Genomic DNA, 16,537 nt, shown 5'->3' with positions numbered 1-16,537 from the left:
GGTGTGGTTCCGGTGCGGGAGTGGCACCCCGAATTCGCCGACACATCCATATTCGGCGGCACGTTCGATACCGAAACCGCCTGGATCTGGGCGGGCATGGGACGTACGCCCTGAAGCGTCGCACGCGCCGAGTTCCGGATACCTCTCGCCAACGCCCCGCAAGGACCACCTCTGGTGGCCCTTGCACTTTCGCCGCGGACGAGTGCTCAGCGCGACTGGAATTGACGTGACTGCGCCCAGAGCCGGTCGAGCCGCCGCTGCCGTCGACCTTTCCGCGCGCCGTCGAGGTGGCGGTATCGCACCGGCGGATCGGCGAGCCGTGTGTCGATACCACGCATGAGTTCGATCTGGACCCTTCGGCTCCGCGCACACCCCGCACGGTGCGACGGCGATCATCGAATGTCCAGGGCCGCCCCGCGTTCGGCGGCGGTGGTCCACGCGTCACGCAGCTGGGCCGCGACTCGCTGGACCAGCAGCATCACCACAGATGCCCGGGTGAGACCGATATGACCGGCACACGCGTCCGCCTCGACCAGCAGGCGGCGGTCGTATACGCCGTCGGGAACGCTGAGCAGTTCGTCGAGTTTCATTCCGACAGCGGCCTGACCGTGGGTCAGCAGCAGGCCGGGCAGCCAGCTCAACCGCCAGACGAGCGCACCGTCCCGCGACACCCGCACTGCCCATTCCGGGGTGATATCACTGGTGATCGACCAGTCCGTGGCGTACAGGGTCATCGGTGCTCCGGGGTGCAGTCACCGAACGGATAACACGCCTGCGCCGGTTCGAACAGGTGCGTCGTGCTCACTCGCGTCGTCGTCGAGGTGTCGAGGTTCGGCCCGGGGAACAGCGCGACGACGACAAGCATGGCCAATACGGCGAAGGCCATCATTACCGCGAAGGCCACCACCGCGCGAGAAAGTGCTCCGGAATGCACCGGAACCACCACCGGAACGACAATGTTTCGTGCAATACTCATACCGAATCCATCGCTTTCAGATTCATTTCGAACGATCTCATTTCTCGAGCCACGTGCGTGACGTGCACGAAATTCGGAACTCCGACAGCATGGCGCGCGAAGCGTCCGGGGCGAGAGCTCGAACGATTCGATTCCCTTCTCGCAGTGCCGTTGCGCACGCAACGCGTGCATCACTCGCCACGGCGTCGACACGCCCGCGCCCGCGGAATAAACTGAATTCTCAGCGTGGCCGGACCGGGTCGCTCCCGGGGAGAACAAGTGGTTCGCATGACGAACGTCCCACACACCATCGGGTGCGCACGCCGCATTGCCCGTGAGATCAAGGAATCCCATGGCTCCGATCACGAGGCCGCATTGAGAGTGCACCGGCATTGTGGGATGTCGTTGCTGCGGGGCCACCGGATCGCCCGCGGCTACACCCTCGCGGAGGCGGTCGAGTTGTTGAAGGAGGTGCTGGCCGCACGCGGCACTCCCAGCGAAGGCCTGAGCCATCAGCAGATGTCGCGGTGGGAGCAGGGTCAGGACGTGCCGTCATCTCACTATCTCGACGCCCTGTGCTTCCTATACCACAGCAGACCGGACCGGCTCGGGTTCGGACACGACTATTCAGAACCAGATGCGAACGCGCGCAACGGATTGCAGGACGCCATGGATCGACGACACTTCGTGAGTCTCGCCGCGGCGGGGGCGATGTTCCTGTCCGCACCGCCCATCCAGGGATTGTTCGGCGACGATGTCGAACCGCCGGGCGGCCGGCGGGCGACAGCGGCGTATGTCGACCTGCTCGAGGAGCTCACCGAGCAGAACGGATACGCGCTCTACACCCCGCCGACGGGATTCATCCCGGCACGTATGGTCGATCTGGCGCGTATGCAGGCCTGTCTGCTGACCGAGCCGACCGAGGACATCCGGCGCAGACTGCACCGGGTGTACGCGAAGAACGCCGGGCTCATCGCCATCCGGCTCAACGATGTCGCGGGCGCGGGCGAGACCTTCGAGTGGTTCGCCATCGCCCGCCGCGCAGCCCGCCGGGCCGAGGATGCCGAGGTGCAGGCCTGGATCGCCGGAAGAACCAGCGACGCCTGCGCCTGTCATCGCCAATCCAAATCCGGGCTGGCCGCCGCGCGTACCGCCCAATCAGCCGGAGCCCGCCGCGCCAACGCGGCGGCAGTGCTCGGATACCTCACCGAAGCCGGTGTCCAGGCCCGGTTGGGTTGCCGCCGTGAGACTCTCGCGGCTGTCCGCAATGCCGACAGGATGTTCGCCCAGCTTCCGGAGGGGGATGTTGTCGCCGACGGATTCCACATCAGCGAATATCTGCTGCGCTGGCATCAGGCCAACTCCCTGGCTCTGGTCGGCGCGCACGCGCAAGCCGCGCCGCTGCGGGAGCGGGTGCTCGAATTGCCACTCGCCCAACACGATCAGGTGGGTACGGCGCTGCTGCATCTCGACGAAGCGGCCGCGCAGATCGCCGCCGGCGAACTGGACTGGGGCTGCCATACGATCACGACGACCTGGCAGCAACTGCCGAACGAGCTTCGCGTAGGGCTGATCCCGGAGCGGGCGGCGGAGCTCTTGGACACAATCGACAACGGTCGCGCGAACCACCGCGGGGCGACCGAGGTTCGCGAGCTCCTCGGACCCTCCATCCGGTCTCACGGTGACCGAGCGTAGCCACGACGCAGATCGAGTGTGACACAGTGCAATCCGCCTCCCATCGTGCGCGCGTGCCGCAGGGTGTGCGGGACGACGTCGATGCCGCGGCGTTCCAGCGCGGTGATGAGGTCGTATTGCGCGGCGTCGACGATGGCGAGATCGGGTCGCACCATCAACAGATTCATCCCTACCCACCGCGACGACAGCGGGTATCGGGACATACACGCCGGGGCGGCCATGGGCGGACACCAGAGGTGTTCCCACGAGCGCAGCGGTTCGGGCAGTTGGCCGAGGTCGCGGATCCGCTCCGGATTCAGCAGGACCAGGCCCTCGCGGAGCAGACTGATCGTGGAGTCGATGTGGGTGTGGGGGTATACGTCTCGGATCGGGTGCACCCGATATTCACCCAGGGCGGACAGCGTGGTCTGCAGCCAGCGGTGGCCGAGCTCGTTGCCACTGGCCGAGACCAGGTAGAACAGATCGGGTCCACAACGCAGGATGTTCGCGGCGTCGAAGACCGGTTCGGTCTCCCCCAGCGCGACCCGCCCATGGCTGTCGTCGGGGAACATCTCGTCCCGCAGTTCCGGTGGCGGCGCGGCGATCCAGACCGAACCGGCAAGCATGCACTGCTGGAACAACTCTCGCAGACCCGAGAGTTCGAACAACCGTGCCCGCAGCGGACTCGGCGCAGCGATGATGGCCGAACCCACGATCAGCGCGATATCGCGCGGGCAATACGAATAGAAGCCGCTGGTGCGCCAGTGCGGCGTCCCGAATTCGACATCGTGGGCGACCGGCGCCGGGCGGTGTACCCGTACGCCGAGTCCTTCCAGCACGTGGGCGAGGCCGTCGAGATCTTCGGCGGCCTCCGCGAGCACCCGGGGCGGAAACGCGCCGACCGCAACGCACGCCAATTCAGAGGCATCGAGATCGGGATAGAGGTTCAGCCATGCCGAACGGTCCAGTGGCGGTATCCGCGCACCGTCTGCCGTGCCCACCACCACCTGCAGCAGCGGGCTGAATTCGTCGTCCGAGCCTGCCGGTGCGGGCAGCGCCGGGTTCGAGTGCGGCACTGCGTATTCCTTTCGAGAAGAGGGGGTCGACGATGGCAGGGCGGCGCGGGCCGGTCACCCGAGAGCGCGCGCGGCCCCGCGACGGCGATGCGCCCGGATCGAGGCACAGGTCATCGCGCGGAGCAGCCATCTGTCGGTGCCGTCGTAGCGCGGCCGAAAGACGCTGCGACCGTGTGCGGTTCGACGGTTGTCGGCGAGGAGCAGATCGCCGGGGCACAGCTCGTGACCGACCGCGGCGCGGTCCAGGGCGGCGTTGAGTGCCGTCAGCGCCGCGGCCGCCGGATGATCGGCGGGATCGGCGGGTCGCACGTCGGCGTCGCCGAAACAGATCTCCGGATCAGCGGCGGGCCCGGTCAGTATCGGAATCACGGATGGTTCGGTGCCGCACGGGAGTTCGTGGGCGGTGTCGGGTGCGATCACGAACCGAGGTTCACGCAGTACCGCTACGACCTCCTCGGCCAGGTCCAAATGACGGGCCGGAGCCAGGTAGGTGATGGCTCCGGGATGGCCGCGCAGGCACAGCAGGCCGAAGTAGTCGCAGCGATCGTCGGTGAAACCATCCTCGACGTGCCACTGCAGCGCCGCGCTACCGGCGCTGGTTTGCGCCTGCTCGTGTCCCGGCACGGGAGTTACGTGCTGCACGAGCCTGCCCTGGTGCAACGATCGGAAGGTGAACGGTTCGCCCACCAGCAACGACACCGCCAGCAAGAGCAACGAGGCAGCCTCGACCAGAGGCATCCGCGCATCCGGCGTCATCGTGGCAGGGGTGGCGGGCAAACCCGACAGATCCGCGCACAAGCCCCGCAGCAACAGCGCATTGTGCGTCGAGCCCAGCGCGCGGAAGCGGTGCAGCGCCACGATCATCCGCGGCGGCAGACTGGTGATCAGGCCGGCGGCGACCTCGGCCGGGCCATCGTCGGCATGCCGCCCACAAGCCGCCTGCAATGCCGCCGTCCACGCGACGGCCGCCTCCCGCCCGGTCAGCGACACCATCTCACTCGGAGCGAGCCGAACGAACGTTTCCGTCGGGCGAGTCGGCAATCCCGACCCGATGCGGTTCGAACCACCGGCAATACGTCTCCGATAAATGGCGCGGTGAGCGGGATATTCGTTCATGGCGGCTACCCTCCGTGTTCGGCCGCGTCGTGTGCGGCACTGAGGAAAGCTCACCGCGGACCACTCGGTGTCCGACACCGGACCGGACAAACAGAAGGAAGCTCACCGCCTTTCACGACTGTCCGGCGGACACCGAGCCGACGGTGCCGGACAATTGTCGGCACATGACGGGGAGGCACACCATGGCCACAATTCCGAACCGAGCGGTCACTCGCGAATTCCTCGCTACGGTGACGAGCCCGGTCGAATTCGGGGGCGCCCTCCGCAGAACTCGGGAAGCGGCAGGACTTTCCATCCGCCGGCTCGAGCGAAAGGCGACCGACAGCAGCAACGGCGGCCCACCGAGATTCGTCGATCTCACGAAGAACCTCATCGAGGACATGGAGAAGGGAAAACGGCTCGAAGCCAATCGAGTCGCCCCGGGAAGCGACAATCGGCTCGAGATCTACCTGTGGTGCTGCGACGTCCCCAAGGACGACCTGCCGGCCTGGCTGGAAACCCGCCGCCGGATACTCAGTGCCCCGGCGCAGCTCCCGCCGGAGCGAGAACCCGCGCAGGACGTATCCGCGCAGCTGCGGCCCGCGGTCAAGACCGCATTGCGCCGCGATGTGCATACCTTCATCGGTCGCGACAGCGAACTGCGCCGCCTGCTGGCCGCGGCCGACCCTGAGCATGGAACATCGATCTACACGATCGATGGCATGCCCGGAATCGGCAAGACGGCCTTGGCAACTCGCGCCGCGCACATGCTGGCCGACCAGTTTCCGGACGGTCGGTACTTCATCGAGTTACACGCCCACACTCCGGGCCGCGCCGCGGCCGACCCGGCGGATGTGCTGGCGGGCATGCTGATCGGCCTGGGCGTCGATATGCGCTACATCCCCGACACACTCGAGGGACGCCGCGATCTGTGGCGAGACCGGCTGACCGGCAAACGGGTGCTGCTGGTGCTCGACGACGCGCGCGACGTGGCGCAGATCGAGCCGCTGCTTCCGGCAGAGCCCGAATGCCTGACCCTGGTCACGAGCCGGCGCCGGTTGATCACCCTCGACAACGCGATGCCATTGGCCCTGGACATCCTCGACCCCGAGCCCGCCAGCCAGTTGTTCACCACGCTGACCCAGCACGCCGCCGCCGATCAGGCCGACCGCGCGGCGGTCGCCCGTACCGTGCGGTTGTGCGGATATCTGCCCTTGGCGATCACCCTGCTGGCTGGTCGTCTGGTACACCACCCGGCGTGGACCATCACCGAACTCGCCGACCGATTCAGCGCCGCGACGGACAGACTCGGTGAACTCGATGCCGGAGCGCGGGTCGTGCGCGCAGCCTTCGACCTGTCCTATCGCGATCTGCCGCCGCAGCAGAAACTGCTGTTCCGTCGACTCGGGCTGCATCCCGGCGCCGACATCGACGCCCATGCCGCGGCGGCGCTGGCCGGCATCGACGTCGCGACAGCCCGATGGAAGCTGGAATCGCTGTATACCGACCATCTTCTCGACGAGCCCGCCTCGGGACGCTACCGGCTGCACGACCTGTTGCGCGAATACGGTCGCGCCCTGGCCGATACCGAACCCGGCGACGACCGTACCCGGGCGCAGCACCGATTACTGGACTACTACCAGGACACCGCGACCGCGGCGGATCGGTGGTTGGCGCGATGGACCCACGCCACCGTCGACTCCGACGGCTCATCCACGCAGCAGACCCGCGTACGCGAATTCGCCAACGAGATAGAGGCTTTGGAGTGGATGCGCCTGGAACGGGAGAATATGCTGGCGTGTCTGGACGACATCGCGGACCGCGATCCGGCCCGCATGGTCGCCCTTACCGGACGACTGGCCGGGCTGCTCGACAGTGACGGTCCCTGGCCGCTGGCGCGCCGATTGCACCGGCGCGCGGTCGCCGCCGGCCAACGTCTCGGTGATCGCCTCGGCGAGGCCAATTCGCTCAACAACCTCGGCGCCGTGCACTCGCGGGCCGGGGAATACAAAACAGCCGCCGATCGATTCGAGATGGCACTCGGACTGTTCCGCCGACTCGGCAACCACCTGGGTGAGGCGAACGCGCTCAACAACCTCGGCAACGTCCACGAGGAGACCGGCGACTACCACGAGGCCGCGGACCTTCATCGGCAGGCACTGAACCTGTATCACCAACTGGGCAACCGCCTCGGCGAAGCGAACGCGCTCAACAACCTCGGCAACGTCCACGAGGAAACCGGCGACTACCACGAGGCCGCGGACTTCCATCGACGGGCACTGAACCTGTATCACCAGCTCGGCAACCGCCTCGGTAAGGCGAACGCCCTCAACAACTTGGGCATCGTCCGCACCCGCACAGGACTGCACACCGAAGCCGTCGACCTCCACCGCCAAGCGCTCGCCCTCTATCACCGCCTCGGCAACCGGCTCGGAGAAGCGAATGCCCTCAACAACTTGGGCATCGTCCGCACCCGCACAGGACTGCACACCGAAGCCGTCGACCTCCATCGCCGAGCACTGGACCTCTATCACCGCCTCGGCAACCGGCACGGAGAGGCCAGCGCCCTGAACAATCTCGGCATCGTCCGCACTCGCACCGGACTGCACACCGAAGCGGCCGGACTGCACCAACAAGCACTCGCGCTCTACCATCAGCTCGGCAACCGGCTCGGAGAAGCTAACGCGCTCAACAACTTGGGCATCGTCCGCACCCGCACGGGACTGCACGCCGAAGCTCTCGGTCTGCACCGCCAGGCATTGGACCTCCTGCTCCAGCTCCACAACAAGCGCGGTGCCGCCGAGGTCCAGGTGGATATCGGGAAGCTGTTGCTCGACACCGGTGCGCCCGACGCCGCGTTGCGCATGTTCAACGACGCCCTCGCCGCGACCCGCGAGATCGGTAGCCAACTCGGGCAGGCCCGCGCGCTGGAGGGCATCGGCCGGTGCCGAATATGCCTGGGCGACATGGGCGATGCCGTAGAGCTCCGGGAAGCAATCGAAATCTACCGGCGAATCGGGGCTCCCGATGCGGCGTCGGCCGCCGGCTATCTCGCCTCGTCGGAGTCGGGCCCGTCCGACTGAGGGTGTCGGGCCGAAATCGCCGGGCTCGAACCGGTTTTCGTGATTTCGTCGAAGAGATACCGATCCACCGCCACCCGGATCACGCGAGCCCTGCTCAATCGCGCCACATCACAGAATTCGGTGAGGCGCTCCCGGGTCGACGGATCGATGTAGACCTCGGCCGGTTCGGACAAATCCGAACTGGCACTTCGATATACGACAACATCCGTCAGCGGGTCGAAATCTTCCGGCGCAATGCCCTCCGAGCCGAACATATCGGCATCCGCGAGCGGAGCTCGGCTGTCGCCGACACCGTCGAAGGAGTCCAGCATCGTAATCACCGCTGTCCGAATCAATTCCCCCTGCGATACGTCCCGCTCGTCGGCCAAGACGTCGATCAGTGAGGCGACGGCGGACGGAAAACCCACGGTGAGTCGTGATTCGACTTCGCAGTGCGTCGTGTACGGCGGATCTTCCGGATTCGGACGCATGAAAACCCCAATGAGAGCGCGGCAGGCCGCCATTGGGATAGTAACACGCGCGCTACGAGGAGTGCACCGGCGTCGGCCGCCCGAGCTGTGCCTCCATGTCCAGTGTCGGCCGGCGTATGGCCAGACCGTCCTCGACGAATGCCGGGACGACCGTGAATCCGGAGCCGCCCAGACCGCCTAGATGCAGCACACCGATGGGCCCGGTGCGGCTGCGCGGCACCCATTCGGCAATCGTTCGCTCGGCCATCGGCCGCAGGCCGTACCAGATTCGGTAGTCGCCGTCGGCGAGAGCCGGACCGAACATGGGTAGTCGTTCGAGCACCCTGTCTCGAATCTCCTCGGCGGCGTCGAGGACATATCGAGGAATCCGAGCCGGATCGGCGAGCCCCTGCGCGAGCTCGGCACAGACGTCGGGCTCGGTGACCAGCCTTCCGGACGCTCCGCCCAGGCAAATGTGCCCGCATACCCGATGCGGAACGCTGTAGGTCAGCTCGTGTTCTCGGTCTTCGTCTCTCAGGACGATGCGATCGAACGGCTCCGGCACCTTCGTCGAGTCGACGCGCAGCAGGACACCGAGGTCCCCTTCGATTCGCTTGTCGTCCAGCAGGAATTGCGCCCGATCGCCAGCGGCGACACAAGCGACCTCCGCGCCGAATTCCTTTGTGACACCGAGTAGATCGTCGATATCGCACAGATGACGCAGCAGCGGAGTGACGCCGGGCAGCTTGCCGACCGCGTCGTACAGGCGCGGCATGAGCGCGCACGTAGAAATGACGGATCCATCGTCGACGAACATGGCTCGGCTGTAGAAGGGCACCGCGAAGTCGACCGGATCCGCCGAATGTGCTGCGCCCGGATATCCGGACGGCGGCCGGCGATGACGGTCGCGAGTGAGGAATACGCTTTCGGCGGAGGCGAGGAAGTCATCGAAACCCAGTGCCGACAGCATGCGCCAGCGCCGGAACGATCGGTGTGCCCATGCCGCGACCCTGGGATCACCGTTCAAACAGGGCATATGCCATCCGCAGGAACCGAAGCTCGCGGCACCCGGGTCGTGCCGATCCGCAATCCACAGAATGCGGATCGGGTCGGATAGACTGCGTCCGGCCGCGACCAGGTCGTACACCACCTGATGGCCGGTAATGCCGTGACCGACCACGACTGCTCGGCCCGTACGGAACGCCGTCTCGATGAAGGTCTCCGGAGTGAGGTCGTACATCGGAAGCACCTCTTCCACCGCATCGGGGGGCTTCACTGACCAGGCCCCGACATCTCCGAGGGTGAGGCCGTCATGACCGGCTGTCAAGCAACACTCGACAAAACTTTCCGAGCTGGTAAGCTGCGCTTGATTTTCGATCTGTGATGGATGTCACCCCGCTGACCGTCTCGTGCGGGTCGACCTGGAAAGAGACAGTTGATGCGCGAGGTCAAGCTGGCGACCACGCTTAAGCGCCTCGTCGATGAGGGCGACTATCGAGGAAATCGTAAGCAGGTTTGTACCGAGCTCGGCATCACGACGGCGGCCTTGTCGCAATACATCAATGGTCAGACGACGCCGGGTCTGGACAAGCTGATCGCGTTGGCCGATCTTTTCAAGGTCTCGCTCGACTATTTGATCTTCGGCGAGGACGCCGTGGCAGGACCGAGGGGCACTCTGGAGTACGGTCCGCTGGTGCGTTACGTCGAGGCCGGCCTGTCCTCCATGCGGGCCGACATCGCGTCGCAGTCCGCGTTCGTAGCGAAGATCGGGACGATAATGTCCGACCAGATTGCCAACGCGGCCCAGATCGCCGCGAAACGTTCCACGACACTGTACGGAATGCTCGACAAAGAACAGGCGCTCGAGCTCGAGCGCCACAGTCTGGTCAGCACCAACGTGACATTGGATATGGACGACATCGTCGAGGTTCGTAGCGATGTCGAAGAGGGCGTGACCGGCGGCGATTTCCTCGAGGTGGTCGCCGAAAACCTTTCGAAGCACCGGAGCTATCATTTCGTACTGTCGCCGGACATGCCCGATCGGGAGTTGATCGTCGATCAGTATCGCAGCCTGCTGCTACGCAAGAAGCTCAGCCCCAAGGATATGGAACGCTGCAGGTTCAGCATTGCCTCGGATACCTTTTATGTCGGCTTCAACATCTTCGAACTCGACATCGAAGGGTTTCGTCAGAACAGCCCGATTTTGTATCAGTACGTTAGATCGTATATCGGAACCGACAATCGTATCGGGTATGTGGAGTCACCGTCGGCGTCCCTCGAAGCCAGTTTCTTGATGGATACGGACCGCCGCAAAATGGCCGCTCGCGTGTTGCAAAGGCTACTTCCGGAAGCCTGACCGAAACAAACTCATCATCCCACCACCTTGAAGAAGGGCCCTGAATTGAGCCTGTTCCGATGGACTACATGTGATGTGACGTCAATGCTGCCACACGATTGGCAAGCTCAGATCATGCAGGTTGTCCACCAGGAATTCATCCCACGAACCCTCGTCAGTAGCCACTCCACGTCACGAGAGGCCACGCTGCAGGAGGAACTCGTGTGCGGCGGAGTCGGCGGAGGGGCCGTGCGAACCCGATTGCCTTGGCTTCACAAACTCTATGAGGGCCCCTTTCTCGAACAGGCCCAACTGATGTCGCCCGAACCCGTTTCGATCATGACGGACGAGCGTTTCGCCGCCGTGCTCAACGTTCAGCGTGGCGGCGAACGGTATGAGTGTCATGTCGATACCAACCCCATCGAAGGTCTGCTCTACTGCACCAGCCACTACCGCGGAGAAGGCGGAGAGCTGGTGGTGTCGAATCGCGGCGACGTGCGCTCGGTCCGAGAAATCGAGGCGGACTGCGCGGTCATCGAACCGAGGGCTGGTCAACTCGTCCTCTTCGACGCCCGGGAACACAGTCACTACGTGCGTACGCTCACCCAGCCGAATGCCATCAGAGTCGTCGTGGCAATGAATTACTACACGGAGTCCAGTCCGGAATGGGAAGTGCGGCCGCCGGACTTGAACAGGCACCTGACCGGCGTGGACTAGGCCCGTTCACCGCCCGTACCGACCACCTCGCACGGCCGAGCTTGGCAGAATGTGACGGTGCGACATGAACGGGTCGATTCCGTGAGGTGGTCCTGGCTGGTGCGAATGGCGGCGACGATGGTCGCGGTCGTCACGGCGGCCGAATGGCTGCACTGGCGTGCGTCCCGACAGGTGTTTCCGAAGGCACTGTCGAGGACGGATGGGCGCACAGAAGCCGTTGTCGTCCTGGGCTTTCCGATCAAACGCGACGGTCACACCCACCCCCTGCAGCGTTGGCGCTGCCGAATCGCGGTGCGCTCCATGGATTCTCGACGCGAGGGCGTGATCGTTTTCACTGGCGGGGCGATCAAACGCGACCAGGCCGAGGCCGAGGCGATGGCCCGCTACACACATGAGTCGCTCGGCGTTCCCGAGGAGCGCATCCGCACCGAGACCAAGGCCGAAAGTACCTGGCAGAACATCGAATTCAGTATTCCGCTAATCGAGCACGCCGATCGCATCACGATCGCCTCGGACCCGATGCACGCCGCCCGGGCCCGCCGCTATCTACGGCTGCAGCGTCCGGATCTGGCCGCGCGCCTGGCGCCCGCGGCCGACTATCGCTTCCTCGAGGCGTGGTGGCTCAAGATCCCCACCGCTACCCACGAGCTGGCCGCCATCGCCCGCCGCACCGCCGGTCGATTCATTCGCCGTCCGTCTCCTCATCGGGCAGCCTCCGCTCGATGACGGCCTTGTCGACGGGCAGCGCGGCCAGTGCGCCGCGCAGGCGATCGATCTCCCTGCGCAGCAGGCGGTTCTCCTGCTGCAGCGAGCGAATGACCGCATGCGCCGGTCCGGAGAGATCCTCCGGCAGCTCCTGCCCGATGCGAGCCGTGATCCGATCGCGCAGATCGTCCAGGACGACACCCCGGCGCGCCAGCACCTGAGCCCCGACGCCCTCATGTTCGATCAGCAGCCCGAGCAGCAAGTGTTCGGTACCGATATGGGAATGCCCCAGCTGCACCGCCTCCAGATGCGACAGCTCGAGCACCTTCTTGGCCCGCGGCGTGAACGGCAGATACCCCGCCGGTTCGAGCTCCTTCCCCCGCCCGATGATCCGCTCCACCTCCGCCCGCATCGCCGCCAGCTCGATCCCGAGCTCGAGTAACACCCCGGCCGCGATCCCATCCCCCTCGGCAATGAGCCCCAGCAGAATATGCTCGGTCCCCACATAGTTGTGATTGATGGCCCGAGCCTGCTCCTGTGCCAGGACCATCACACGCCGCGCCCGGTCGGTGAAACGTTCGAACATCCCACCATTGTCGCCCCACCGGTCCACCCGCGAGGCCCGATCGCGGTCCTACTAACGCAATCCGCCCGCCCCCGGCCCAGCACAACCAGACCAGTTGGCCGTGGGCGCACGCACGGTCTGCCAGGCCGATCACGGCGTGGGTCCGACCGGTGTCGCGGGTACCGATCCACAGGACGGACACCTGGTCGGCACGGTCTGGCCGGACCCGCGGGGCAGCTCCCCACTGTCGAAAGACATACCCCTCCGCCCAAGGTGCCGCTGCGCATCGTGGTGGCGGTCGCGCGTGAATTGCTCTCGCAGGGTGAGCATGTCGCGCTCGGCCGATTCGTCGGCATGGTCTCCGAGGAGACTCGAGTCAGGAAGTGATCAGGATGGCGCGGCCGGGACACCGACTCAGCAGGCCCGCCAAGCGCTCCACGGAGACTCGAGTCAGGAAGTGATCGGGATGGCGCGGCCGGGGTGCTGGGCCAGCAGGTCTGCCAGGCGGTCCACCAGATCGGGATCGGTGGCAGGGAGCGAATCCGTTTGCGCCGCTGGATGATTGAGTGCCTCGAGGGAGTCCGAGACGTAGGTGGGGAGGCGGTCGGCGGGCTGCTTACGCAGATCGGCCAGGGTGCTGACGCCGGTGAGGACCAGCAGCGACGGCAGGTCGACGCAGTGTGCACCGTCGATATCGGTGTCGAGGCGATCGCCGACCACCAGGGCGCTGCGGGTGCCCGCGCGGGCCAAGGCATCCTCGAGCAGCGGGGCGTAGGGCTTACCCGCGACGACCGGCTCGAGATCCGTCGCGGCACGCAGCGCCGCGACCATCGAACCGTTGCCGGGGGCGAGGCCGCGCTCATTGGGCAGGGTCGCATCGGTATTGGCCGCCACCCACAGCGCCCCCGCGCGCAGCGCATAGGCCGCCTCGGCCAGATCGGGCCAGCCGGTCTGCGGCGAATGTCCCTGCACGACGGCATCCGGTGCGGCGCCGTCGAAACGGCGGATCGGACGCAGCCCGGCCCGCTCCACCTCCGCGGCCAGATCATCGGTCCCGACGATCAGTACGGTCGCGCCGGGCACGAGCCGGTCGGCCAGCACATGCGCCGCGGCCTGCGCGCTGGTGACCACATCGTCGGAGGTGGCATCGAAGCCGAGTTCGGCGAGATGGTCCGCGACCGAGGCGGCCGAACGGCTGGCATTATTGGTGACATACATCAGCCGCTCGCCCGCACCACTCGAAAGCGCTTCCGCCGCACCGGGAATGGCGACCGGTCCGCGATACAGCGTGCCGTCCAGATCCAGCAACAGCGCGCCGAACCGCTCTCGTAACCGTGCCACTGCGTCCACCCGTTTCTGCGTTGCGGTCGTGCTACTCGATATCGTCGTCGAGGTTCTCGTCGGCCAGTTCCTCGGCGCGTTCCTCGGCGTCGGTGTCGCCCTCGAGATCGGCGGACGCGGCATTGAGGAACCATTTGAGGGCCTCATCGGAGCGACCGGCGGCCAGCAGGGCCTCGGCGTAGGCGTAGAACAGTCGCGCGGGGGCCGAACCGGTCCGCGCGGGATCCAGATCGGGCGTCTGCAGGGTGACCACGGCCTGGTCGTACTGGCCGAGATCCATGCGCGCGCCGGCGACCACGATCCGCAGTTCGGTGGCCTCATCGCCGCTCAGCTGCCGGGCCTCATCGCTGCGACCCAGCTCGATCGCCCGCTCGGGACGGCCGAGACCGCGCTCGCAGTCGGCCATCACGGCGAGCAGTCCGGCGCCGCCCTGCATGCGCCGCGCGGTCCGCAGCTCCGACAGCGCCTCGGCCCATTCACCCGCGTGATAGGCCGTGACACCGGCGGTTTCGCGAACCACCGCGATCCGCCCGGCGCGCTGCCGTGCGGCCCGCGCATGGCTCAGCGCCAGCTCGGGATCCTCGTCGATGAGACGTGCGGCCATCACCAGATGGCGGGCGACCGTCTCGGCATTGCTCTTGTCCAGGCTGAGGAGATCGCGGCGGATGACCGGATCGAGGTCACCGGCCTCGACATCCTCGGGCAGCAGCGGTTCGTCGGGCCGTCCGGCGCGCCGATCGAAGGCATTACCGCCCGAGACCCGCACACCCTCGCCACCGCGCCGCCGTTCCTGCGCGAATTCGTTCTCGTCACCGGATTCCGCGTCATCGAATCCCGCACGGTCCCTGGCGGATTCGTCCGCACGCTCGGCACCGCGATCCGAATCCTTGACAGTCGCGTCCACGCTCTCGGCATCGCGCGCCGAATCCGCGAGGGCCGCGTCGGCACGCTCGGTCTCCTGCTCGAGCCCCTCGCGCCGCTCGTCATCCGCACGCCGGAAGCCGCCACGATCATCACCGCGGCCGACATCATCACGACGATCGTCGCGCCGGAAGCCGCTACGGCCGGAATCGCCGCGATTGTCATCACGCCCGAAACCACCACGTCCCGAAGTACCGCGCTCATCGTCACGACGGAAACCACCACCGGAGCCACCACGGTCGTCGTTACGCCGGAACCCGCCGCGATCCGAACCACCGCGATTATCGTCGCGCCCGAATCCGCCGCGTCCCGAACCACCACGGTTATCGTCGCGCCCGAATCCACCACGTCCCGAACCACCACGGTTATCGTCGCGCCCGAAACCACCACGTCCCGAACCACCACGGTTGTCATCACGACGGAAACCGCCACGATCCGAGCCGCCACGGTTGTCATCACGCCCGAAACCACCACGCCCGGAGCCGCCGCGATTGTCATCGCGCCCGAAACCACCGCGCCCCGAACCACCGCGCTCATCGTCACGACGGAAACCACCACCGGAGCCACCGCGATTGTCATCGCGACGGAAGCCGCCACGTCCGGAATCGCCACGGTCATCGTTACCGCGGAAGCCACCACGTGCGGAATCACCACGGTTGTCGTTGCCGCGGAAGCCACCGCCCGAACCGCCGCGGTCGTCGTTGCGACGGAAGCCACCACCGGAGCCACCACGGTCGTCGTTACGCCGGAACCCGCCGCCCGAACCACCACGATTGTCATCGCGGCGCGAGCCGCCACGGGAATCGTCGCCGCGGTAGCCGCCACGCCCGGAATCGCCACGGTTATCGTCACGGCGGAAGCCACCGCCGGAGTTACCGCGCTCGTCATCGCGACGGAAGCCGCCGCGTCCCGAGTCACCGCGATCGTCGTTACGGCGGAAGCCACCGCCCGAACCACCACGGTCGTCGTTACGCCGGAACCCGCCGCCCGAACCACCGCGCTCATTGTCTCGACGGAAGCCACCGCCGGAGTTACCGCGCTCGTCATCGCGACGGAAGCCGCCGCGTCCCGAGTCACCGCGGTTGTCATCGCGACGGAACCCGCTACCCGAACCACCACGGTTGTCATCGCGGCGCGAGCCGCCGCGGGAGTCGTCGCCGCGGTAGCCGCCGCGGCCGGAATCGCCACGGTTGTCGTCGCGGCGGAAGCCGCCGCCGGAACCGCCTCGGTCGCCGCGGGGCTGAGGGGATCTGCCGCCCTCGCCGCCCGACTTGCCGGAGCCGCCCGATCCCTGACCGGACCCGCTACGGCGGAATGGCTTCCGACCGTCGTTCTGCTCCGACACGGTGATCCCTTTCTCTGTCTTCTCAATGCCCGGCCGCTGGACTCGCGTCCGCGTGAGGCCGGGCCCGAGGGCCCGCCTACACGAATTCAATCACGCGCGCACGATGAGCCCCGCACGGCACCGGCTTCCGGGCGCTGCGACAGGCTACTGAACGCCGAAAAGGGGGCCCACAGTATGGGCCCCCTTTCGGGAATGTATGTTCCGGCGGTGTCCTACTCTCCCACACCCTGGCGAGTGCAGTACCATCGGCGCTGGCAGGCTTAGCTTCCGGGTTCG

At 66.4% G+C, this 16,537-nt stretch carries 12 protein-coding genes and 3 pseudogenes; 6 read left to right on the top strand and 9 right to left on the bottom strand.

Annotated elements, in window-relative coordinates:
- Positions 1-392: 392 nt before the first annotated feature.
- On the bottom strand, positions 393-734 hold the full coding sequence (locus tag ACIA76_RS42990; protein WP_397161265.1) for a hypothetical protein: 342 nt from the start codon (positions 732-734) through the stop codon (positions 393-395).
- Positions 731-976 carry a hypothetical protein gene (locus tag ACIA76_RS42985; protein WP_397161263.1) on the bottom strand — a complete coding sequence of 82 codons (246 nt, stop codon included), beginning with the start codon at positions 974-976 and terminating at the stop codon, positions 731-733. Before ACIA76_RS42985 ends, ACIA76_RS42990 begins: the two co-directional genes overlap by 4 nt.
- 378 nt (positions 977-1,354) lie before the next feature.
- Between ACIA76_RS42985 and ACIA76_RS42980 the strand changes: the two genes are divergently transcribed.
- The gene (locus ACIA76_RS42980; protein WP_397161261.1) at positions 1,355-2,650 is read left to right on the top strand and encodes a helix-turn-helix domain-containing protein; all 1,296 of its coding nucleotides are present in this window, start codon (positions 1,355-1,357) and stop codon (positions 2,648-2,650) included.
- On the opposite strand, the gene ACIA76_RS42975 is transcribed toward ACIA76_RS42980, so the two are convergent.
- Both ACIA76_RS42975 and ACIA76_RS42970 read right to left on the bottom strand, forming a co-directional pair.
- Entirely contained in the window at positions 2,632-3,705 is a 1,074-nt protein-coding gene (locus tag ACIA76_RS42975) for a scyllo-inosamine-4-phosphate amidinotransferase (RefSeq protein ID WP_397161260.1), read from the bottom strand. The genes ACIA76_RS42980 and ACIA76_RS42975 overlap by 19 nt on opposite strands.
- Positions 3,706-3,759: 54 nt before the next feature.
- Positions 3,760-4,698: a TauD/TfdA family dioxygenase gene (locus tag ACIA76_RS42970; protein ID WP_397161258.1), complete on the bottom strand. Its 939-nt coding sequence runs from the start codon at positions 4,696-4,698 to the stop codon at positions 3,760-3,762.
- 305 nt (positions 4,699-5,003) lie between these two features.
- Between ACIA76_RS42970 and ACIA76_RS42965 the strand changes: the two genes are divergently transcribed.
- Entirely contained in the window at positions 5,004-7,883 is a 2,880-nt protein-coding gene (locus ACIA76_RS42965; protein ID WP_397161256.1) for an ATP-binding protein, read from the top strand.
- On the opposite strand, the gene ACIA76_RS42960 is transcribed toward ACIA76_RS42965, so the two are convergent.
- Both ACIA76_RS42960 and ACIA76_RS42955 read right to left on the bottom strand, forming a co-directional pair.
- On the bottom strand, positions 7,847-8,290 hold the full coding sequence (locus ACIA76_RS42960; protein ID WP_397161254.1) for a hypothetical protein: 444 nt from the start codon (positions 8,288-8,290) through the stop codon (positions 7,847-7,849). The genes ACIA76_RS42965 and ACIA76_RS42960 overlap by 37 nt on opposite strands.
- Positions 8,291-8,405: 115 nt before the next feature.
- A complete protein-coding gene (locus tag ACIA76_RS42955) occupies positions 8,406-9,572 on the bottom strand; it encodes an FAD-dependent oxidoreductase (RefSeq protein WP_397161253.1) in 1,167 nt (388 codons plus the stop codon).
- 198 nt (positions 9,573-9,770) lie between these two features.
- On the opposite strand from ACIA76_RS42955, the gene ACIA76_RS42950 reads away from it, so the two are divergent.
- From ACIA76_RS42950 to ACIA76_RS42940, 3 genes are all read left to right on the top strand, one after another.
- Entirely contained in the window at positions 9,771-10,688 is a 918-nt protein-coding gene (locus ACIA76_RS42950; protein ID WP_397161252.1) for a helix-turn-helix domain-containing protein, read from the top strand.
- A 114-nt stretch (positions 10,689-10,802) separates the two neighbouring features.
- Positions 10,803-11,384, top strand: coding sequence for a 2OG-Fe(II) oxygenase (locus tag ACIA76_RS42945; RefSeq protein ID WP_397161250.1), 582 nt, complete (start codon positions 10,803-10,805; stop codon positions 11,382-11,384).
- A gap of 57 nt (positions 11,385-11,441) precedes the next feature.
- On the top strand, positions 11,442-12,110 hold the full coding sequence (locus ACIA76_RS42940) for a YdcF family protein (protein WP_397161248.1): 669 nt from the start codon (positions 11,442-11,444) through the stop codon (positions 12,108-12,110).
- A gap of 148 nt (positions 12,111-12,258) precedes the next feature.
- On the opposite strand, the pseudogene ACIA76_RS42935 reads toward ACIA76_RS42940, so the two are convergent.
- Positions 12,259-12,675: pseudogene (locus ACIA76_RS42935) on the bottom strand (Clp protease N-terminal domain-containing protein); the annotation flags it as partial.
- Between the two features lie 100 nt (positions 12,676-12,775).
- Here ACIA76_RS42935 and ACIA76_RS42930 point away from each other — a divergent pair.
- Positions 12,776-12,823: pseudogene (locus ACIA76_RS42930) on the top strand (hypothetical protein); the annotation flags it as partial.
- A 281-nt stretch (positions 12,824-13,104) separates the two neighbouring features.
- On the opposite strand, the gene ACIA76_RS42925 reads toward ACIA76_RS42930, so the two are convergent.
- Positions 13,105-13,995 (bottom strand): HAD-IIA family hydrolase, encoded by an 891-nt coding sequence (locus tag ACIA76_RS42925; RefSeq protein WP_397161247.1) that lies wholly within the window; start codon positions 13,993-13,995, stop codon positions 13,105-13,107.
- A gap of 31 nt (positions 13,996-14,026) precedes the next feature.
- Positions 14,027-15,247: pseudogene (locus tag ACIA76_RS42920) on the bottom strand (hypothetical protein); the annotation flags it as partial.
- Positions 15,248-16,537 lie beyond the last annotated feature (1,290 nt).

Origin of the sequence: Nocardia sp. NPDC051570 (assembly GCF_044454005.1) — a bacterium.
Classification (GTDB): domain Bacteria; phylum Actinomycetota; class Actinomycetes; order Mycobacteriales; family Mycobacteriaceae; genus Nocardia.
This window is presented reverse-complemented; position numbering and strand designations above follow the sequence as displayed.

What these genes read in the sequence shown, in the direction of transcription:
- ACIA76_RS42945 (WP_397161250.1), top strand. Translation starts at nt 10,803, where the DNA reads ATGCAGGTTGTCCACCAGGAATTCATCCCACGAACCCTCGTCAGTAGC.
- ACIA76_RS42950 (WP_397161252.1), top strand. Translation starts at nt 9,771, where the DNA reads ATGCGCGAGGTCAAGCTGGCGACCACGCTTAAGCGCCTCGTCGATGAG.
- ACIA76_RS42985 (WP_397161263.1), bottom strand. Translation starts at nt 976, where the DNA reads ATGAGTATTGCACGAAACATTGTCGTTCCGGTGGTGGTTCCGGTGCAT.
- ACIA76_RS42970 (WP_397161258.1), bottom strand. Translation starts at nt 4,698, where the DNA reads ATGGTGTCGCTGACCGGGCGGGAGGCGGCCGTCGCGTGGACGGCGGCA.
- ACIA76_RS42980 (WP_397161261.1), top strand. Translation starts at nt 1,355, where the DNA reads ATGTCGTTGCTGCGGGGCCACCGGATCGCCCGCGGCTACACCCTCGCG.
- ACIA76_RS42990 (WP_397161265.1), bottom strand. Translation starts at nt 734, where the DNA reads ATGACCCTGTACGCCACGGACTGGTCGATCACCAGTGATATCACCCCG.
- ACIA76_RS42965 (WP_397161256.1), top strand. Translation starts at nt 5,004, where the DNA reads ATGGCCACAATTCCGAACCGAGCGGTCACTCGCGAATTCCTCGCTACG.
- ACIA76_RS42955 (WP_397161253.1), bottom strand. Translation starts at nt 9,572, where the DNA reads ATGTACGACCTCACTCCGGAGACCTTCATCGAGACGGCGTTCCGTACG.